The following is a 20398-nucleotide window of genomic DNA, read 5'->3' as shown; positions in this document are numbered from 1 at the left end:
GTCAGATGCCCTCATTCTATGACCGGAATGTGACAGCCGTACTACGATAGCATTATCATCCATCGCGTGCGCAGATAGCACTTATAATTCTGCCATCAAACGAAATAAATCATCTATCCATCAAATGCCAATTTTTTTGTTGGTTACCCCAAATCCAATTTTATGCGCCCGCTTTCAAATCGAGTTTTACTGTACGTCCAATTAGTTCGCCTGGATAAACCTATCGGTATTTTGCTATTGCTTTGGCCAACCTTAATCGCCTTGTGGATCGCCTCCAATGGCAAACCCAATTGGCAACTGGTATTGATATTTAGTCTAGGTACCGCTCTGATGCGCTCTGCTGGCTGCGCGATCAATGACTTTGCAGACAGGGACTTTGATAAGCATGTCAAACGTACTGCCGAACGGCCAATCACTAGCGGGAAAATTGCCTCATGGGAGGCGATAGTGATTGCAGTGATACTGGCATTAATCTCGTTTTTATTGATATTGCCGTTAAACACGCTGACTAAACAATTGTCTGTAATAGCGGTATTAATCGCTGGCAGTTATCCTTATTTCAAGCGCTTCTTTGCCATACCTCAAGCATATTTAGGAATCGCCTTTGGGTTTGGAATACCGATGGCATTTGCAGCGATACAAAATACCTTACCTGTGACTGCCTGGATTTTGTTATTGGCGAATATTTTTTGGGCTGTCGCTTACGATACAGAATATGCGATGGTCGATAGAGATGATGATCTGAGAATAGGCATACGCACTTCTGCCATTACCTTTGGCCAGTTTGACGTGCTGGCGGTGATGCTATGCTATTGCTTGAGTTTTTTACTCATATTATGGGTAGGCTGGCAGCAAGGTTTGGGTGCTTGGTTTGTCGCGGGTATGGCGCTGGCAGTGGCATGTGCCCTTCACCATTACACTCTGATACGCCGACGAGAAAGACTGGCTTGTTTTAAGGCGTTTCGTCACAATAACTGGTTAGGCGCTGCTATTTTTGCTGGTGTCGCACTCGACTATGCACTACAGTGAAAGCTGTATTAGTTAGTTTATGCAGGCTTTACTTGTTTTTCAATTTCACTACTTTTGAGAGGAAATATCATGAGCTCGGCTGAACAGCACAAAGAAAAATTGATGCATGACCTGACCCAGGTTATTAAAGACGCGGAGGAATTATTGAAAAATTCTGAGCAGCAAGGAAGCGCTGGTTTCCAGTCTGCTAAAGCCAAAATTGAACATACAATCAAAAACGCGAAAGCAGAAATTGAGCGTATCGAAGATCTGGTCGTCACCAAAGCAAAAGACGCGGCATACGCGACAGACGTCTATGTCAAAGATAATCCGTGGCAGTCAGCAGGTATTGCTGCCGGCGTTGGTTTGTTAATTGGTCTATTGATCTCGCGTAAGTAAGGCTATGGCGATCACTGATTCCATCGCGCGGCTATCAGCCAATGTCATCGGCATTCTATACACACGGCTAGAATTGATTTCAGTAGAAGTGGAAGAAGAGCTAACGCGCTTTTCTTCCTATTTGCTGTGGTCACTGGTTGCATTATTTTGTGCAGGGATCGCTGTTTTATTGCTGATTTTATTGCTGATTGCGTCGTTCTGGGACAGCTATCGCCTAACCGTTTTACTATCTTTATTGGGCATATTTTCAGGCACGGCGATTGGACTTGGCTGGTGGTTAAAAACCACACTGAGTAATAGACCCCGCTTGCTGGCAGATACCTTAGCCGAGCTGCGTAAGGATGTGTCTGCGCTGCAAGGACACCAGGCGGACAATAGGGATGCAAACAAGGCAGGTGATCAATAATTATGGCATCCGCAGCCAACCTTTTAACTCAACGACGATTAGCTTTGCTGGCTAAAACTCAAGTCCAGCGCGAGCTTTTGATTGCGGACAGTCGCCAATTTAAACAATCGCTGCAATTTCTTGAGTTGGTATTTCAGGCTGGTCAAACAATCAAGCGACATCCATTGATAAGTTTAGGTTTAACTGCTGCGACGTTATTGATTAAGCCTAAGCGCATCTGGTCGCTATTAAAAACCGGGCTTATGGCTTGGGAAATCTGGCAAGGCATTGCACCGACGGTGATTTCAAAATTTAAGCCAAACTCTGCGTCAAAAACCGCTGACGGGCAATAAACTATCAGCTCGTTTGTATTGAATTGATGAATGCTTGAATTTGTTTACTGATGGAAAATTCACTCCCATTCAATGCGGTTCACTGCAGTTCACTCCGCCCCCAGCTCATCTCCTAACTCTTTACCACGCGCTGCGGCTGCTTTTACGGCATCTATAATTGCCGCCTTCACACCACTGTTTTCCATGCTGGATAAAGCAGCGTACGTTGTACCGCCTTTGGAGGTCACGCGTTCGCGCAATACCGAGACTGGCTCATCGGAATTAAGCGCTAATAGTGCCGCCCCCTCAAAGGTGGAGATTGCCAATTGCGTTGCTTGCACACTAGTCAGTCCTAGATCGACCCCCGCTTGTTGCATCGCCTCAATAAAATAAAACACATAAGCAGGGCCACTACCAGACATCGCAGTGACGGCATCAATTAAGGGTTCCTGATCCAGCCAAATAGTAGAGCCGACTGCACTCATAATGTCTTCTGCCGCCTGCTTTTGCTCGTCAGACACGCCAGCAGTTGCAAATAACCCGGTAATTCCTTTGCCGATCAGTGCAGGGGTATTGGGCATACTACGCACGATTTTTGGATAATCGTTAAGCCAGCGTGCCAAATCGCTAGAACGGATTCCAGCCGCGATTGACAAGACTAATTGTCCCGACAGATGCGGCGCGAGAGCAGCTGCGACCTCACGTAATTGTTGTGGCTTAACCGACAAAATGATGACATCCGTTTGCTCAATCAGCTCACTGGCATCACCAATGGCACCAATAGCACGGCCAGCCTCAAGAGATAATCCTGTCGTTACACCGAACCTCGCTGACAATTTGTCTAAGGACGCCTGATGAGTATCAATCACATGCACATTTGCGGGAGTAGTCAAATCAGGTAACAAGCCGCCAATTAAAGCGGTTGCCATATTGCCGCCGCCAATAAAGATCATTTTTAATTTATTTTGCATAATTTCTATTCCCAAAAATAGCTGATCCTATCCGCACCATGGTGCTACCTTCGGCGATTGCGGCATGCATATCTGCACTCATCCCGATGGAGAGGGTATCTAACATCAGACCATATGTGTTCAGTTGGTCTTGCAGCATGCGCAATTGCAAAAAAGGCTGTCTTTGCTGTTCTACAGTGGTCGCCGGCTCTGGGACTGCCATCAGGCCACGCAACCGTAGTCTAGGCAATTGAGCGATATGTAAAGCCAGCGCCAGAGCCTGTTCTGGCAACACGCCACTTTTACTCGCCTCCCCGCTGATATTCACTTGCAGACAGATATTTAAATCCGGCATGCTTACGGGACGTTGCTCGGACAGTCGTGTAGCAATTTTTTCTCTGTCCACAGAATGAACCCAAGCAAACGACTCTGCGATCTGACGGGTTTTATTACTTTGGATTGGCCCAATAAAATGCCATTCAAGCAATAAATCTGGAGCAAGTTTGCGTACCGTTTCAATTTTATCTATCGCTTCTTGTACGTAATTCTCACCAAATGCATGCTGATCAGCATGCGCCGCTTCAATCACTGCGTCGGCAGCAAAAGTTTTAGATACCGCTAATAGTGTGATCTGTTGTGGATCGCGACCAGCGGAAGTTGCCACCGCCGCCAAATCAGCACGCACGGCTTGCAAGTTATCAGATATTAAGGACATAATCGGGATACATGATTTTGCAACGAAAATAGCACTTTTCTGATTGTTCAGTGCTATCGTTATTGCGATTGTTTAGATGATTAGGATTAAGCTTAGTTAATGCATAAAACCATCAGCATAATCGAGATAGTCGCACTACATTTCCACTTACAGCATCAATCCAGTCACACCGCAGTCTCCCTGCACATTTCATTATCGGAATTATAAATGGACATTTCAGAACTGCTGGCATTCTCGGTTAAGAATAACGCATCCGATTTGCATCTATCCTCAGGCTTACCGCCAATGATACGTGTGCATGGCGATGTCAGGCGTATTAATTTGCCGCCACTAGATCATAAAGATGTTCACGGTTTGATCTATGACATCATGAATGACTCACAGCGCAAGATGTATGAAGAAACATTGGAATGTGATTTTTCTTTTTCTATCCCAGGTCTGGCGCGCTTCCGGGTTAATGCATTTAATCAAGAACGTGGCGCAGCGGCAGTGATGCGTACTATTCCATCCAAAATTCTAAGTCTGGAACAGTTAAATACACCACGTATTTTTACAGAGTTATCTCTAAAGCCACGTGGTTTAGTCTTGGTCACAGGCCCAACCGGGTCCGGCAAATCAACGACGCTGGCGGCAATGGTGAATCATGTCAACGAAAATGAGTACGGTCATATTCTGACAGTAGAAGATCCTATTGAATTTGTGCATGAATCAAAAAAATGTCTGATTAATCAACGTGAGGTCGGACCGCATACAAAATCATTTACCAACGCCTTGCGCTCTGCTTTGCGTGAAGATCCTGACGTGATTCTGGTCGGTGAGTTGCGCGATCTGGAAACTATCCGTTTGGCGCTGACTGCTGCTGAAACCGGTCACTTAGTATTTGGAACCCTGCATACATCCTCCGCGGCCAAAACGATTGATCGTATTGTTGACGTTTTTCCGGCGGAAGAAAAAGAGATGGTACGTTCTATGTTGTCGGAATCGCTGCAAGCCGTGATCTCGCAAACTTTGCTGAAAACCAAAGATGGTTCTGGTCGCGTAGCAGCACATGAGATTATGCTAGGAACACCTGCCATTCGTAATTTAATACGCGAAGCAAAAATTGCACAAATGTATTCTGCTATACAAACTGGTAGCAATATGGGTATGCAAACATTGGATCAGAATCTGACCGATCTGGTAAAGCGTAATGTTATCTCCATAGCGACCGCACGCTCAGCAGCTAAAATACCGGATAATTTCCCAGGTTAATCTTGGCAAAGTCAGGCAAACCCAAAACCGTCACCAGATTAAACCCGTATTCTTAAGGATGTACTCAAGATGGAACGCGACCAGGCCACCAAATTCATGCATGACTTGTTAAGGCTAATGCTAAATAAGAATGGCTCGGATTTATTTATCACAGCAGAATTTCCACCCGCCTTTAAAATCGATGGCAAAGTAACGCCGGTTTCAAATCAGCCGCTGACCTCAGCCCACACGGTTGATTTAGCACGCTCGATCATGAACGATAAGCAAGCTGCCGAATTTGAATCCACCAAAGAATGTAATTTTGCGATTAATCCGGCAGGCATGGGTCGTTTTCGCGTTTCTGCTTTCATGCAACAAGGTCGTGTTGGCTTGGTTTTACGTACGATCACGACAGCAATTCCGAAGTTAGAAGACTTAGGTTTGCCGGAACATCTTAAAGATGTGGCGATGACCAAACGTGGTTTGGTCATCATGGTTGGTGCGACTGGCTCAGGTAAATCAACTTCGCTGGCGGCCATGCTGGGGCACCGCAATGCGAACAGCTTCGGCCACATCATCACCATTGAAGACCCGATTGAATATGTGCACCCGCATGGCAATTGTATTGTGACGCAGCGGGAGATTGGTATCGATACAGAGGACTGGGGTGCAGCTCTGAAGAATTCATTACGTCAAGCGCCAGACGTGATACAGATCGGTGAGATCCGTGACCGCGAGACCATGGATTTTGCAATCGCTTTTGCAGAAACAGGACATCTTTGTCTTGCCACTCTGCATGCCAATAGCTCTAATCAAGCACTAGACCGTATCATCAACTTCTTCCCCGAAGAACGTCGTGCGCAGTTGCTAATGGATTTGTCCTTAAACTTAAAAGCAGTAATCTCACAGCGCCTTATCCCATTGCGAGGAAAAAAAGGCCGTGTTGCCGCAATCGAAATCATGCTGAACTCACCGCTGGTTTCTGATCTGATCTTCAAAGGCAATGTCCACGAAATTAAAGAAATCATGAAAAAATCTCGTGAACTTGGCATGCAAACCTTTGATCAATCTCTGTTTGATTTACATGAGGCAGATTTGATTACGTATGAAGATGCTTTGCGCAATGCTGATTCAGTCAACGAACTGCGTCTCGCTATTATGTTGAGAGGTAAAGAATCGAAAGACCGTGATTTAAGTGCAGGAACCTCACATTTAGGAATCGTATGAACGTACTCGACTTCAATGCAGATAATCTGCAAGGCCAACCCGTTTATTTAAAACAGTATGCAGGAAAAGTTTTGCTTATTGTGAATACTGCCAGCAATTGCGGCTTTACTCCGCAGTACAAAGGCTTGGAAGCGGTGTACCAGCAATTTAGAGATAAAGGCGTAGAAGTCTTAGGTTTTCCATGTAACCAGTTTGGTCATCAAGAGCCTGGCACAGCGGATGAGATTGGCTCATTTTGTGAGAAAAATTATGGCGTGACTTTTCCGCTTTTTGCTAAAATTGATGTAAACGGCAAAGATGCTCATCCGCTATATCAATACCTGAAATCGAAAGCACCGGGCTTGCTGGGTAGTGAAGCGATCAAATGGAATTTCACTAAATTTTTGATCAAAAAAGACGGCACAGTGTTCAACCGATATGCGCCGCTGACAACACCTGCCGAACTGGTGGCGGATATAGAAAAACTGCTAGCGGAATAAGCGACGCAATTGACGCCAATGGCGCTAACGGCGCAGGTAAAACAGCAGATCAGGTGAGTTTGGCGAGATGCAATGCAAAAGGCAAAATCAATGCAGTAAGCAGCCCGGAAATGCCCATCGCCAAACCAGCAAAAGCGCCCATTTGCTCACTCACCTGAAACGCTCTGGCAGTACCGATGCCATGGGCGCTCACACCGAGTACGAATCCTCTAATGCTCTCGTCCTTGATGTTTAGTAGGTTAAGTAAACCACGCGCCATCGTCGCCCCCAGAATGCCGGTCGTCATCACCAATACAGCGGTTAGCGAGGGGAAACCACCTACTTTTTCTGCAATCCCCATCGCGATTGCCATTGTCACCGATTTGGGTGCGATGGACAGTATCGTTAATGCTGACGCACCCAATAACCAGGCGATACACATCGCGCTGACAATCGCAGTCGCGCTTCCCAGCAAAGCACCCGCGAGAAAAGCAAACCAGTCCCGCTTGAGCTTACCCAACTGCTGATACAAAGGGATTGCTAAGGCGACAGTTGCGGGTCCCAGCAAAAAATGGACAAACTGAGCACCGTTAAAATACGTCTTGTAGGGTGTACGAGTCAGCGTCAGCAATGACACCAATAAAATAACCGCAATCGCAACGGGATTAGCCAGCGGATTGAACTTTGCTTTTTCATACAATTTATACGCAACTTGGTAAGCTAATAGCGTGGCAGTCAACCCTAATAAAGGGGATGCTGCAAGATATACCCACAGATTGCTGAATTCACTAAAATCACTGAAGTGGGCATTCATTTTTGCAACCAGCGCACAACTACTGCCGTCACAACAATTGAGAGAGCGGTGCTAATCAGCAGAGCCAATATCAGCGGCAACCACTCATCTAACACCCGCTGACCGTACACCATAATGCCGACTCCGGCAGGGATAAATAATAGAGAGAGATGACGTAAAAATTCCTGAACCGTGGGTGCGAGTTTTTGTGCCAAATCTTTTTTTAACAAGAGGAAAAAGAATAGCAACAACATACCGACCACCGGCCCGGGTATTGGCAGTGCAGTTACATACACAAAGCCTTCGCCTAAGCACTGAAAAATCAGCAAAATAGTGAAGGTTTGTATCATGATTATTCGCTTACTTAATTTCGCTTAAAGTGTCGCTTAAAGTATCGCTTAAAGCGCTGTCCAGCAATTCCACCCAATGTCGCACAGGCGTACTTGTACCGGATTGCAAATGCGTGAGGCAGCCAATATTGGCCGACAAAATGATCTCGGCACCCGTCGCCCGTAAATTGCGTAATTTATTGTCACGCAACTGATACGACAATTCTGGCTGCAATACGGAATAAGTCCCGGCGGATCCACAGCATAAATGGCTGTCTGCGCACAATTTTACATCCACTCCAGCACTGCGTAACAAACCTTCTACCTTGCCGCGAATTTGCTGACCATGTTGCAAAGTACAAGGCGGATGCCAGACAATACGTTGGGTTATTTTGCCTTGAAGTTTACTGGCTAATTCGATTTCGAATTCTGGCAGTATTTCGCTTAAGTCTCTCGTCATTGCAGAAATACGTTGTGCTTTTTTTGCATAAGCTTTGTCGTCTGCAAGTAAATGTCCGTAGTCCTTTACGGTTACGCCACAACCCGATGCCGTCATCACAATGGCTTCTGCACCCTTCTCTACATAATTCCACCATGCATCAATATTGCGACGCATATCGTCTAAACCACCATCCTGATCGTTGAGGTGAAAACGAATGGCACCGCAGCAGCCAGCCTTAGCTGCGACGATCAGTTGTACGCCTAATGCATCCAACACGCGCGCAGTGGCGGCATTGATGTTAGGCGACATCGCAGGTTGTACACAGCCATCCAGCAGCAGCATCTTGCGCACATGTTGCGTTTGCGGCCAGTTGCCTGAAGCTTGCGCAACAGGCACTTTATTCTGTAAGGCTTTAGGTAATACAGGACGTAGCGCCTGTCCCAACTTCATCGCTGGATTAAAAATAGATTGTCGCGGCAGTATCTGCTTGAGCGCAGCGCGCATTAAGCGTTGCGCCATTGGTCGTGGGACTTGGTCTTCAACCACCTTGCGACCAATGTCGATCAGCCGGCCGTATTGCACACCAGATGGACAAGTCGATTCACAATTGCGACAGGTTAAACAGCGATCCAGATGCTGCTGGGTTTTTACCGTAGCGGGCTTACCTTCCAATACTTGCTTAATCAGATAAATGCGTCCGCGCGGACCATCTAATTCGTCTCCCAGCAATTGATAAGTGGGGCAAGTAGCGGTACAAAAACCGCAGTGAACGCACTTGCGCAAAATCTCTTCGGCTTCCTGGCCTTCGCGAGTGTTCTTGATAAAATCAGCGAGATTAGTTTGCATAGTTTTTCTAATTACAGATCAAGGTACATGCGTCCGGGATTAAATATCCCCGCCGGATCAAACGCCGCTTTTAAATTGCGATGAATTTTGGCAACCGCAGGCGCTAATGGCGCAAACACGCCAACCGACTTGTCACCAGCGCGGAATAAGCTCGCATGACCACCAGCGCGACTGGCAGTATCGCGTATGTGCTGCGGGTTTTCGTCGGTGAATAACCAGCGTTGCGCACCACCCCACTCGATCATGGATTTGCCTGTCAACTGCGCCGGTGCTGCACTACTTGGGAAAGACAAGCGCCATAATCCATGTTCATCATCCTGTGCAAAAAATTTATGTGTCTGCTCCCGTAAAGAATGCCAGTAGCTTGCCGCGTCCTTAACCTCTTCACCACCAAGCTGTTTTTTAGCGGAACGTATCGCCGCTTCAGCACCAGACAAACGTAACATCAGGCGACCAACATGCCATGCGCTGGCGGAAATGGGCAAGGCCTGTCCTCCCCATTGATTTAGTCTAGTCAGTGCTTCGGCTTCTGACAAAGCAAATACCAGCGTGGTCTCGGCAAACGGTTTAGGTAATACCTTAATCGAGATATCGGTAATCAAACCCAAGGTTCCCATCGACCCCGCCAGTAACCGTGAGACGTCATAGCCAGCGACATTCTTCATCACCTGACCACCAAAATGCAGTAATTCGCCACGACCATCCATCAGGTTGGCACCCAACACAAAATCCCTTACCGCACCGACCGTCGCCCGCCGCGGACCGGATAAACCCGCAGCAAGCATACCACCCAAGGTCGCATGCTGATTGAAGCGTGGCGGCTCGAATGCCAGCATTTGATGATGCTGATCCAGAGCTGCTTCGATCTGCGCCAGCGGGGTACCGCAACGCGCCGTGATGACCAGCTCAGTTGGTTCATAGGCTACGATGCCAGTGTAAGCACGGGTGTCAAGCAACTCGCCGACGCTTTGCTGACCATACCAGCTTTTACTCGCGCCGCCCTGAATGCGTAGCGCGGTCTTCTGCGCAGATGCAGCCTGGATTCGTTCACGAAAGTCTTGTAGAATATTTTCCATATCAGCAATATTGATTCGTCGTGTTTTTCATGTTTATCTTGTTGCTTATATAAATGCCGGACTTTCTAGAAAATAATTTCCAAAATCAATCGTCCGTATATCCTGCGGCTCTCCAGCCATTTTCGTGCCAGAAGCCGCAGAGCATATGGACATCTAAAATCGAGGCAAATCTGGGAACTTCAATTGTCCGCGTTTGACATGCATACGCCCGTACTCAGCACAGCGACGCAAAGTCGGAATTGCTTTATCCGGGTTGAGCAAAAATGCGGTGTCAAACGAGCGCTTTACCGCACGGAAGGCATCTAACTCTGCAGCAGAAAACTGCACGCACATCGAGTTAATTTTTTCTATGCCTACTCCATGCTCACCAGTAATCGTGCCGCCGACTTCTACACATAATTCCAGTATCTCCGCACCGAATAATTCAGCCTGATGAAACTCCCCTTCCTTGTTCGAGTCGAACAAAATCAAAGGATGCAAATTACCATCGCCAGCATGGAATACGTTAGCGCAACGCAAGCCATATTTTTGTTCCATAGCTACAATGCCGAGTAATACCTGGGACAGATTTTTGCGTGGAATCGTGCCATCCATACAGTAATAATCAGGAGAAATCCGGCCAGCAGCAGGGAAGGCATTTTTACGACCCGACCAGAACTTAAGCCGCTCTGCTTCGCTTTGAGAGACAGCGATAGCGGTAGCACCTGCGTTTTCCAGCACTTCGCACATGCGCTGGATCTCTTCTTCTACTTCATCATCGGTGCCATCGGATTCGCATAATAAAATCGCCTCGGCATCGACGTCGTAACCTGCTTTTACAAACGGCTCTACCATGCGTGATGAGGTCTTATCCATCATCTCTAATCCGGCCGGAATAATGCCTGCGGCAATCACATTCGCGACGGCGTTACCGCCTTTCACCACGTCATCAAACGAGGCCATGATGACGCGCGCGGCTTGTGGCTTAGGAACTAATTTGACAGTTACCTCGGTGACAACACCGAGCATGCCTTCTGAACCAATGAATACAGCGAGAAGGTCAAGCCCTGGGGCGTCTAATGACTCGCCACCCAATTCAATTACCTCACCATCAATGGTGATAGCGCGAACGCGTAAAACATTGTGAACGGTCAAGCCGTACTTGAGACAATGTACACCGCCAGAATTTTCGGCAACGTTACCACCTATCGTGCAGGCGATTTGGGAAGATGGATCGGGTGCGTAATACAAGCCTAAAGTAGATACGGCTTCTGAGATGGCAAGATTGCGTACGCCAGGCTGGACAATAGCCGTGCGCGAATAGGCATCCACCTTGATAATTTTGTTTAGTCTGGCGGTAGATAATACAACGCCATCGACGATAGGCATCGCGCCACCGGATAAGCCAGTACCGGCACCGCGCGGTACGATAGGGACGTTGAGTTCGCGGCAAATATTTACGACGGCAATCACTTGCTGCTCATTTTCAGGCAAGCTGACGACCATAGGTAATTGACGATAAGCCGCTAAGCCATCGCACTCATACGGTCGGGTATCTTCTTCCTGATACAGCACGCTACGCTCTGGTAATACCTTTCGCAATGCAGCGACCACAGCACGCTGGCGCTGCTGATGCGCCTGGGTCGATTGCGATGCTACTTGCGGCAGTGTTTGTGGCAGTATTTGTTTTGGCTGCACTTCATCAATTGCTGTCTGCGTCATATTGGCTCCCTTTTAACGACTCGCTTTTAGCGATGGCCTTTTGGTGGTTCCGTTTTAAGTTCAGTGTAATCAAAGTCGTCTTCGTTGTGATGAATTGTTGCAAAGCGCTGCGCTGAATAATTTTCAGGCGTAAAAAAAGGACGCCGCAGCGTCCTTTTTTATCCCAACTCTCGCAAATATTATGCAGAGAAAGAAGATCCACAACCACAGGTTGTTGTCGCATTTGGGTTTTTAATCACAAATTGTGCGCCTTCTAAATCATCTTTGTAATCAATCTCTGCACCAACCAGATATTGGTAGCTCATTGAATCGATTAACAACTGCACGCCATTTTTAGTCATTGCGGTGTCGTCTTCATTGATGATTTCATCAAAAGTAAAACCGTATTGAAAACCCGAGCATCCACCACCTTGGACAAAGACGCGTAGCTTCAGATCAGGATTACCTTCTTCTTCAATCAATTGTGCTACTTTGGCGGCGGCACTCTCACTAAAAATAATTGGTGCTGGCATTTCGGCTACTGCATTCATTTCATGCTCCTACTGTTCTGACAGATCTTTATTATAGACCTATATGGCGTTGGGTGTTTCAGTGTCGCGGTTGCTTGTACATTTAAGCTTGGCTATTACTTAAGCTTAGCTGTGCGAGGAAGCTAATTTCAATACGGGCTCGCTAGCTTGTTCATGTGTCAATTTACCAGTAACTAAAGCGCCGTTCATCATTTCTAGCGCCTTATAGTGCACATCGCCTGAAATTCTGGCTTTAGGTTGCAACTCAATCAATTCTGAAGAAAAAACAGGCCCGTTGATTTCGCCATTCACAACGACATGACCGGCGCGGACTTCGCCATCAATTTTAGCTTGCTCAGAAATGACCAGCATGCTGGATTCTTCAGGATTAGCGATGACGTTACCGGTCACATGACCATCAATCCGTAGGCCGCCTTTGAAATGCAAATCGCCTTGGATGCTGGTGGAAACGCCAATCAGGCTATCAATCGTATTTTTATTTTTGCGATTAAACATGAATAAACTCCTTACAAATTAATCGACTGCTGAGCGCGTATTTGACCTTTGTCCATTACTTTGGCTTCTAGCGATTTTACCGTTGCGCCTTCTGGCAAAGTAACTACACCCTCTAAACGCTGGTAGTATCTAAACGATAACTTTAGTTTGCCAGCATCGCCCATTTTAGGATCGGGGAATTGCATCATAACAGGTTTGCCAGCCTGTACTAAGGATAGCGATAACTGCACGTCACCAACAAAATCGCGCCCACCTTTACCGCCTTGCATAATCAAAATACGATAACGCATTTGATTTGGCGCAACCATTTCTGCTTTAACTCGCTGCACAGTAATGCCTTCTGCGCCAGTAGCGGATGGCATTAGGCTTTCAAAGAAAGCTAAATCATCTTTTAGTTTCAGATTTTCTGCCGTCAGATTTTTGACCTGATCGGTTAATTGCTTTTGCGTAGATTTCTCAATATTCTGCTGACTATCTACCGTGTTTACTTGTGCAGCCAGTTTGTCGCGTTCGGCAGTAATCTGTTCTATCTGCACATGTAGTTGCTCAACCTGCTCTGGTTTAATTTTCGGCCCAAACGCAAAACTGCGCCCTAAATCGTAAGTCCACAGCGCAACGGCGCCACCCAAACCAAGAATAAGAATGATCAGCGCCGCTTTGATCGTCCAAGGCTGGTCTTGGCGTATCGTCATTTTCGACGCGCTAAGACGTCGTAACGAAGAACGTGACTTAGCCATGCCTTAAGGCAGAACAGCGACGTGCTGTAAGCCCGTGCGTTCATCCAGATCAAACATAATATTCATACATTGCACAGCTTGACCAGCTGAGCCCTTGACCAGATTATCTTGCACCACCAAAACGATCACTGTGTTACCGTTATTTGGTCTATGCAAAGCCAAACGTAGCATATTTGATGCACGGGTAGACCGGGTCTCTGGATGGCTAGCAAATGGCATCACATCCACAAAAGGTTCATCTTTATAGGCATCAACAAATAACGCCTGTAAGTCTTCATTGCTTATTTCTTGCGTCAGGCGACCATATAAAGTCGAATGCATGCCACGTATCATTGGCACCAGATGAGGCGTAAATAGCAATCCAATTTTGTCGTCTGTCACATATTGCAGTTGCTCGACGGTCTCTGGATGATGACGATGACCCGACACGCTATACGCTTTGAAATTATCGCCCGCTTCAGTAAACAACAAACTGATTTCTGCTTTGCGACCCGCTCCAGAGACACCGGACTTGCAATCGGCAATCAGATTGCCTGCATCAATTACACCAGCCTTTAGCAACGGATAAAAGCCGAGCTGCATGGTTGTTGGATAGCAGCCGGGATTACCAATAACACGTGCTGTTTTGATCGCAGCACGATTCAGTTCAGGCAAACCATACACAGCCTCAGCCAACACGTCTGTGCAGCTATGGGGAATGCCGTACCATTTTTCAAACTGATTAACATCTTTTAAACGAAAATCCGCTGCCAGATCGATTACTTTGACACCCGCAGCCAGCAACTCAGGCGCTTGCGCCATGGCGACACCGTGTGGCGTCGCGAAAAATACCACATCGCATTCAGTTAATTTTGCTTTATCAGGGGAAGAAAATGCGATATCAAGATGTCCACGCAGAGACGGATACATGTCCGCTACTGGCAATCCATCTTCCTTACGTGAAGTGATTGCAACGATTTGCGCCTGCGAGTGAGTTGCGAGCAAACGTAGCAGCTCTACCCCCGTGTAGCCAGTGCCACCAACTATACCTATTTTGATCATCGTATATTCCTCGACAGAAATTTTGTTCGTATTTTAGCAGTAGAACCGACAAAAAATTGTAAATAAGACTCTGACATAAATTAGACTCTTAATACAGTTCCAAATGAAAAAAGCCGCCAGGTAGATAACCTGACGGCTTTTTGAAACAGAGTCCGCGAGATTAACGCTTGGAGAACTGCTTAGCGCGACGTGCTTTACGCAAGCCGACTTTTTTACGTTCAACTTCACGAGCATCACGAGTAACGAAACCAGCTTTTGACAGCTCTGGCTTCAATGTTGCTTCGTAGTCGATCAATGCACGAGTAATACCGTGACGAACCGCACCAGCTTGGCCGGACTCGCCGCCGCCGTGAACGTTGACCATGATATCGAAAGTTTCGAGATGGTTAGTCAATTCCAAAGGCTGACGAATAACCATCAGACCTGTTTCACGAGAGAAGTATTCGTTCGCTGGCTTGCCGTTCACAACGATCTTGCCGCTGCCGGTTTTCAGGAAGACGCGAGCAACTGCGCTCTTGCGACGGCCAGTACCGTAGTTGTAATTACCGATCATGGCTAATCCTTAGATGTCGAGTACTTGAGGTTGCTGCGCAGTGTGCGGATGAGTTGCCTCAGCGTACACTTTCAGCTTCTTGATCATCGCGTAACCGAGTGGGCCTTTAGGCAACATGCCTTTAACTGCCTTCTCGAGTGCACGGCCTGGAAAACGCGCTTGCATTTTCTGGAAATTAGTTTCGTAGATACCGCCTGGGTAGCCAGTGTGACGGTAGTAAGTCTTATTCAGAGCTTTAGTACCTGTAACACGCAGTTTACCTGCATTAATTACGACGATGAAATCGCCCGTGTCAACGTGGGGAGTAAATTCAGGTTTGTGTTTGCCGCGCAAACGGAGTGCCACTTCGCTGGCAACACGTCCGAGTATTTTGTCCGTCGCGTCAATCACGAACCAGTCGCGCTGCACTTCGTGTGCTTTTGCGGAAAAGGTTTTCATGATGAATCCTAGTAAGAGTTAAAAACGCCCTGTGTTCTTGGTACTTTGGTGGTTCTGCCTACAATTAATTGACAGACTCTCCCTTGTAACTTCCCTCTTGGGCTAACAGAGAGTCGGAAATTATAGTATTTTCAAGGACTTAGTGCAAGCACTGTTTAAAAAATGAGCAAATAGATCGGCCATATCTTGATTAACCAAGCACAAAAAATGAACAAAAAAAACCCGAAGACTTGGCTTCGGGTTGAATCCACCTAAGGAGGCAGAGGAGACAATTGCGTGGTTACTTACAAGCAATACTTAAATAACCGATGAGTCAATAATAGAACAATAAATTGTGCAGTGCAAGATAATCTATGTAAATTTTTTAAAAATAGTGCCTTTTAAACTCATTTTTTTACAAGTTTTTTATAGCAGAAGCACTTATTTCTGATTATCGGACTGGGGTGATGATTATGTGCAGCATTTTTTACTATTTTTACGGAGAAATCCCAAACTTAGCGCTGCGTTACAATGATGCCCTGGTTATATTATTTTAGGGCTTACGCAAAATTGTTCCTGCAAAGCTTAGTGACTGAGGCAGTACGCAAGTATGACTAGTCGCTACAACGCAGCCGGAGTAGTTTTGCGTAAAACCTATATTTTGGAGGTAGCACATGGAAGCAACGGTACGTTGGACTGGTTTATCGGGTATGTCGTTTTTAGCAGAAACGGGCTCTGGCCATGCCGTCATGATGGATGGCGCGCCCGATGGCGGCGGTCGCAATCTGGCACCGCGCCCGATGGAAATGGTGTTACTAGGGACTGGCGGCTGCTCTGCTTACGATGTGGTGTTGATATTGCGTAAAAGCAAACAAGATATACGTGGCTGCGAAGTCAAATTACAAGCAGAGCGGGCAGAAACCGAGCCTAAGGTTTTCACCAAGATCAATTTCCACTTTATCGTTCGCGGTCGTAACTTGAAACCTAACTTGGTGGAGCGCGCGATTAAACTCTCGCATGAAAAATATTGCTCTGCCTCAATCATGCTAGAGAAAACTGCTGCGATGACACACACCTATGAAATCATTGAGGACTTGGACTTAGCCTCAGAGCATGCGCAGCTTGTGGCTTAAACTGGATGTTTTAATTGCCAGGCTTTAATTTCCGCCGGGCTTAGTATGATCAGGGTCGGCAGAATCGCGCTCTGCTGGCTCCTTTGGTGCAGTGTTTGCGGTAGCGTCTGTGACCTGATCGACGGCGTTACTTGGTTTGTCTTGCAGCCTGCCAAAAATCGAAATATACGTCGGATAAAATGAGCAGTACATCACCACTGTCAACATCAGTGATACCGGCAACATAATAATCACGCCTAAAATTGGTTTGCCTACGATAAGGACGATGATTAAGCTCAATACGGTTGGTAACATCACCCCGATTAATAACCAGGACAATCCATAAATCACGAACGCCTTACCAGCACCGCGTACCGCAAAAAAGCTATAAAACACGGACTTGCCCAAGCCCATTTCTTGCCAGACGATCAGCGGCGCAGCGAACCAAAATGCCATTAATGCGGGGATATACACCACTGCGGAACACAGCATGCCCCAAAACATACCGGGATCCGGCAAACTTTGAGTGTCTTTTGGGTCTATCGGTTTTTGGGTCGTCAGATAATTCCAGAATGCCCCATCGTCAACCAAAGTCGATGCGCCGATTGCCAGCATCGCGGCAAGCAGATAAAGAGAACCCAGCGTCAGCAACCGAGAAAATGCAGGCGAACGAAAACCCAGCAGTAAAAGATTAGGATGAACTCTTTGTCCGTTTTCGATATTGCGACAAGCTTGTAAGAAACTCATGGAAAAAACCGGCACCAGTATCATCGGCAAAAACTGCCCGACGAAGGGAATCAGGCCAATTGCCATCGTCAAAAACATATACGCAAAAAACAGCGTCAACATTTCTACAGGCTGTTTACGGAAAAGCTGAAATCCAGCTTTAACCCAAGCCCACCCCATCATTGGCGCGGGATTGGAATTGGGGGATAACTCTACATTAGGCTGATTCATTGTTTGTGTTACGTGGCGGCTAGGGGTACAGGGATCGGTAAAGGAGGAGCGTTATTGGCTTCACGCAGGCGAAGAATACGCTCAAAATGGCCGGGGTCATGCGGCGTCAGCATTTCAGCGTCACGCGGCAAATAAAAATCATAAGATCGGGATAACCAAAATCGCAGCGCCGCAGCGCGTAGCATCGGCTGCCAGGCAATTTGCTCATCTGCAGTAAATGCTCGCACCGCATGGTAGGCAGTCAGTAGAGCATGGACTCTGGGCAAATCCAGCTCACCAGTCGCTACGTCAATACACCAGTCGTTGACCGTTACAGCGACATCAAATAACCAGGTATCGCAACCGGCGAAATAAAAATCAAAAAAACCTGTCAGCCGCTCACCGTCAAACATCACATTATTACGAAACAAGTCTGCATGCACAGGTCCGCCCGGCAATGCTTTATAAATCGCGGTAGTGGCAAATGTCTCTTGATAGTGCATCTCTGCGCACAGCAGATGCTGGTTAGTCTCAGATAAAAACGGCAATACCGCGGGGGTAGTCTGATTCCACCATTCAAGACCGCGCAAATTAGGCTGGCGTATTTCAAAATCTTTGGCCGCCACATGCATACGCGCCAGCATTGCACCTACTTCTGCGCAATGGGATGCGGCGGGTGCCATTTGCGAACTGCCTTCTAATTTGCTGACAATTGCTGCTGGTTTGCCATGCAAGGAAGAGACCAATTCTCCTTGATCGTTTGCAATGGGTGCCGGCACTAAAACACCACGATCTGCCAGATGGCGCATTAACTTGAGGTAAAACGGCAGTTGTTCAAAACTCAGATTTTCAAAAATCGTCAGAACAAATTCACCTGCATCGGTATTGATAAAAAAATTGCTGTTTTCAATACCCGAGGCGATACCTTTAATTGATAACGCGTTCCCCAATGGGAACTGCGTCATCCACGGACGGAGATCGTCCAGACTTACCGATGTAAATACTGCCATATCAAGAAAAGAGTGTGAGGCTGTTATGAATTATTTTTTTGTGGCTGAATTTATCGATGAGCTTGTCGCCGCAGAAGACGCTGGTGAAGAGACTTTCGGTGCTGGAGGCAAAGTAGGAATCTCTTCCACTTCTTTTGCTTCTTTTTTGCCCCCGAACTCCATTATCTTCCACTGCGCGCCACGGTTTGCATCGCCTTGTACTGTGCCTCGGGGTGCATTGCCAATTTCTGGATTGGCCTTGATGGTGTACTTACTACCAGCAGCAGTCACTTCAGCCTCTGTCACTTTACCGCCCACCGCACGCTTTTCTACGATCTTGCTTGGCGTGCTGGCCTTTGGTCCCGGTTTAATCAGTTTGACACCACTATCTGGCGCTTCTTCAATGCGCTCTAAAGGTACTGCCGTAGATGCTACTGATGCAGCGGAAGGCGGGGCTGACGAGACTGGCTTAGTCTGTGCTATTGCGCTAAATGGCAAAATTACTGCACTTAAGCAAAACAAAACGAGCGTAGATGGCTTGGAAAATTTTTTCATGATAGTCGCTTCAGGCTTGTGGAATCGTGCTGCCATTGTAGCAAAGGGCTGCAACTACTCACAGTTATATCCAGATTATCTGGCAAGGATTTAAACGACAAAAATACCAAGAGACCATAATCAAGGTACCTAACTCAAGCCGACAACCCTGGCATATTTCAGAACTAGGATAGCAATATGAGCAACCGCCATCAATGCCAATAACAGACCAAAATAAATATACTCCCCCATTATTTTCATAAATATGCCTTACAGACCAATTAATCTATAGATACTTAAATATACTAATATGGAGTATATATTTTATCGAATCAACACATTAGCCAGCAATGCAACCCGCAACGCACGCAGTATCTACCATATTTAATGCTGTTAGCGATCTAATACCAAGCACTACAAATACAGCATTTTCTGCCGCTCTTCGTCCGAAGGTTCAATATCTCTTGCCTCATAAAACGCAAAAATCGCGTCCACAATATTGGCTGGCTCATCAATCAACTGCACCAGATTTAAATCGCTTGCGTCTATGGTGCCATTGCCGACTAGCTGGGTTTTAATCCAATCCAGCAAGCCACGCCAAAAACTGCTGCCGACCAAAATCACCGGAATATGCCGCGTCTTGCCGGTCTGGATCAATGTCAGCACCTCGGTCAATTCATCCAAGGTACCAAAACCGCCGGGGAAAACCACATAAGCATCGGCGTATTTTACAAAGGCGACTTTGCGTGCAAAAAAATGCCAGAAGGTCAGCGAGATATTTTGCCAGGGGTTATTTTTCTGCTCATGCGGTAGCTCAATGTTTAAGCCCACCGATGACGATGTACCCTCAAAGGCACCTTTATTAGCCGCCTCCATAATCCCCGGGCCACCGCCAGAGATCACCGCAAAACCGGCATCCGACAAACGCCGCGCCAGATCGACGCACATCAAATAATCAGTATGCTCAACCGGCGTTCTGGCAGAACCAAAAATCGTCACGGCGGGACCGACGCCCGAGAGACGTTCGGTAGACTCAATAAACTCTGCCATAATCGTGAACATATGCCAAGATTCGCGCGCTTTGAGCGCCGTGGCTTTTTCGCCGTTGACCATTTGGCGCAACTTCAATATCCTTTTTCCGCTGTCACTCATTACCATTATCC

General features: G+C 46.9%; 25 protein-coding genes. 8 read left to right on the top strand and 17 right to left on the bottom strand.

Annotation, left to right across the window (positions count from 1 at the left end; translation table 11 throughout):
• The first annotated feature begins 162 nt into the window (after positions 1-162).
• The 4 genes from ubiA (at position 163) to QN395_RS12625 (ending at position 2145) form a co-directional block, all read left to right on the top strand.
• The gene (gene ubiA / locus QN395_RS12640) at positions 163-1029 is read left to right on the top strand and encodes a 4-hydroxybenzoate octaprenyltransferase (protein ID WP_323492092.1); all 867 of its coding nucleotides are present in this window, start codon (positions 163-165) and stop codon (positions 1027-1029) included.
• Positions 1030-1098: 69 nt separating this feature from the next.
• Positions 1099-1407 carry a DUF883 family protein gene (locus tag QN395_RS12635; RefSeq protein WP_322119845.1) on the top strand — a complete coding sequence of 103 codons (309 nt, stop codon included), beginning with the start codon at positions 1099-1101 and terminating at the stop codon, positions 1405-1407.
• A 4-nt stretch (positions 1408-1411) separates the two neighbouring features.
• Positions 1412-1813 (top strand): phage holin family protein, encoded by a 402-nt coding sequence (locus QN395_RS12630; protein ID WP_322119846.1) that lies wholly within the window; start codon positions 1412-1414, stop codon positions 1811-1813.
• 2 nt (positions 1814-1815) lie between these two features.
• A complete protein-coding gene (locus tag QN395_RS12625; protein ID WP_322119847.1) occupies positions 1816-2145 on the top strand; it encodes a YqjK family protein in 330 nt (109 codons plus the stop codon).
• A gap of 89 nt (positions 2146-2234) precedes the next feature.
• Here the strand turns inward: QN395_RS12625 and proC are convergent, their stop codons facing one another.
• Both proC and QN395_RS12615 read right to left on the bottom strand, forming a co-directional pair.
• On the bottom strand, positions 2235-3095 hold the full coding sequence (gene proC / locus QN395_RS12620) for a pyrroline-5-carboxylate reductase (RefSeq protein ID WP_322119848.1): 861 nt from the start codon (positions 3093-3095) through the stop codon (positions 2235-2237).
• On the bottom strand, positions 3085-3789 hold the full coding sequence (locus QN395_RS12615) for a YggS family pyridoxal phosphate-dependent enzyme (protein ID WP_322119849.1): 705 nt from the start codon (positions 3787-3789) through the stop codon (positions 3085-3087). The genes proC and QN395_RS12615 overlap by 11 nt, the downstream gene beginning before the upstream one ends.
• Before the next feature lie 207 nt (positions 3790-3996).
• Between QN395_RS12615 and QN395_RS12610 the strand changes: the two genes are divergently transcribed.
• From QN395_RS12610 to QN395_RS12600, 3 genes are all read left to right on the top strand, one after another.
• Positions 3997-5040 (top strand): type IV pilus twitching motility protein PilT, encoded by a 1044-nt coding sequence (locus tag QN395_RS12610; RefSeq protein WP_322119850.1) that lies wholly within the window; start codon positions 3997-3999, stop codon positions 5038-5040.
• A 69-nt stretch (positions 5041-5109) separates the two neighbouring features.
• Complete coding sequence (locus QN395_RS12605) at positions 5110-6246, top strand: PilT/PilU family type 4a pilus ATPase (RefSeq protein WP_323492093.1); 1137 nt, start codon at positions 5110-5112, stop codon at positions 6244-6246.
• Positions 6243-6725: a glutathione peroxidase gene (locus tag QN395_RS12600; RefSeq protein WP_323492094.1), complete on the top strand. Its 483-nt coding sequence runs from the start codon at positions 6243-6245 to the stop codon at positions 6723-6725. The genes QN395_RS12605 and QN395_RS12600 overlap by 4 nt, the downstream gene beginning before the upstream one ends.
• Positions 6726-6774: 49 nt before the next feature.
• Here QN395_RS12600 and QN395_RS12595 read toward each other — a convergent pair whose 3' ends face one another.
• The 11 genes from QN395_RS12595 to rplM form a co-directional block, all read right to left on the bottom strand.
• On the bottom strand, positions 6775-7518 hold the full coding sequence (locus QN395_RS12595; RefSeq protein WP_323492096.1) for an LrgB family protein: 744 nt from the start codon (positions 7516-7518) through the stop codon (positions 6775-6777).
• On the bottom strand, positions 7515-7847 hold the full coding sequence (locus QN395_RS12590) for a CidA/LrgA family protein (protein ID WP_323492098.1): 333 nt from the start codon (positions 7845-7847) through the stop codon (positions 7515-7517). Before QN395_RS12590 ends, QN395_RS12595 begins: the two co-directional genes overlap by 4 nt.
• A 10-nt stretch (positions 7848-7857) precedes the next feature.
• Positions 7858-9114: a glycolate oxidase subunit GlcF gene (gene glcF, locus QN395_RS12585; protein ID WP_323492100.1), complete on the bottom strand. Its 1257-nt coding sequence runs from the start codon at positions 9112-9114 to the stop codon at positions 7858-7860.
• Between the two features lie 11 nt (positions 9115-9125).
• On the bottom strand, positions 9126-10190 hold the full coding sequence (gene glcE, locus QN395_RS12580) for a glycolate oxidase subunit GlcE (protein WP_323492101.1): 1065 nt from the start codon (positions 10188-10190) through the stop codon (positions 9126-9128).
• A gap of 153 nt (positions 10191-10343) precedes the next feature.
• Positions 10344-11891: an FAD-linked oxidase C-terminal domain-containing protein gene (locus QN395_RS12575; RefSeq protein ID WP_323492102.1), complete on the bottom strand. Its 1548-nt coding sequence runs from the start codon at positions 11889-11891 to the stop codon at positions 10344-10346.
• 179 nt (positions 11892-12070) lie between these two features.
• The gene (gene erpA, locus QN395_RS12570) at positions 12071-12421 is read right to left on the bottom strand and encodes an iron-sulfur cluster insertion protein ErpA (RefSeq protein ID WP_322119858.1); all 351 of its coding nucleotides are present in this window, start codon (positions 12419-12421) and stop codon (positions 12071-12073) included.
• A 105-nt stretch (positions 12422-12526) separates the two neighbouring features.
• Complete coding sequence (locus tag QN395_RS12565) at positions 12527-12916, bottom strand: polymer-forming cytoskeletal protein (protein WP_322119859.1); 390 nt, start codon at positions 12914-12916, stop codon at positions 12527-12529.
• Positions 12917-12927: 11 nt separating this feature from the next.
• The gene (locus QN395_RS12560; RefSeq protein ID WP_323492103.1) at positions 12928-13608 is read right to left on the bottom strand and encodes a DUF6776 family protein; all 681 of its coding nucleotides are present in this window, start codon (positions 13606-13608) and stop codon (positions 12928-12930) included.
• A gap of 48 nt (positions 13609-13656) precedes the next feature.
• Positions 13657-14694, bottom strand: a complete 1038-nt coding sequence (gene argC / locus QN395_RS12555; protein WP_323492104.1) for an N-acetyl-gamma-glutamyl-phosphate reductase — start codon at positions 14692-14694, stop codon at positions 13657-13659.
• A gap of 160 nt (positions 14695-14854) precedes the next feature.
• Positions 14855-15247 carry a 30S ribosomal protein S9 gene (gene rpsI / locus QN395_RS12550; RefSeq protein ID WP_322119862.1) on the bottom strand — a complete coding sequence of 131 codons (393 nt, stop codon included), beginning with the start codon at positions 15245-15247 and terminating at the stop codon, positions 14855-14857.
• Positions 15248-15256: 9 nt separating this feature from the next.
• Entirely contained in the window at positions 15257-15685 is a 429-nt protein-coding gene (rplM, locus tag QN395_RS12545) for a 50S ribosomal protein L13 (RefSeq protein WP_322119863.1), read from the bottom strand.
• Positions 15686-16338: 653 nt separating this feature from the next.
• On the opposite strand from rplM, the gene QN395_RS12540 reads away from it, so the two are divergent.
• Complete coding sequence (locus tag QN395_RS12540) at positions 16339-16797, top strand: OsmC family protein (protein WP_322119864.1); 459 nt, start codon at positions 16339-16341, stop codon at positions 16795-16797.
• Positions 16798-16821: 24 nt separating this feature from the next.
• Here the strand turns inward: QN395_RS12540 and QN395_RS12535 are convergent, their stop codons facing one another.
• The 4 genes from QN395_RS12535 to QN395_RS12520 all read right to left on the bottom strand — a co-directional run bounded on the left by QN395_RS12535 (position 16822) and on the right by QN395_RS12520 (position 20387).
• On the bottom strand, positions 16822-17733 hold the full coding sequence (locus QN395_RS12535; RefSeq protein ID WP_322119865.1) for a BPSS1780 family membrane protein: 912 nt from the start codon (positions 17731-17733) through the stop codon (positions 16822-16824).
• 8 nt (positions 17734-17741) lie between these two features.
• Positions 17742-18722: a homoserine kinase gene (locus QN395_RS12530; RefSeq protein WP_323492105.1), complete on the bottom strand. Its 981-nt coding sequence runs from the start codon at positions 18720-18722 to the stop codon at positions 17742-17744.
• Positions 18723-18752: 30 nt separating this feature from the next.
• Positions 18753-19256, bottom strand: a complete 504-nt coding sequence (locus QN395_RS12525; RefSeq protein WP_323492106.1) for a hypothetical protein — start codon at positions 19254-19256, stop codon at positions 18753-18755.
• A 393-nt stretch (positions 19257-19649) separates the two neighbouring features.
• A complete protein-coding gene (locus QN395_RS12520) occupies positions 19650-20387 on the bottom strand; it encodes a TIGR00730 family Rossman fold protein (protein WP_323492107.1) in 738 nt (245 codons plus the stop codon).
• Positions 20388-20398: the final 11 nt, after the last annotated feature.

The organism is Undibacterium sp. RTI2.2 (assembly GCF_035018705.1).
GTDB lineage: Bacteria > Pseudomonadota > Gammaproteobacteria > Burkholderiales > Burkholderiaceae_D > Undibacterium.
This window is presented reverse-complemented; position numbering and strand designations above follow the sequence as displayed.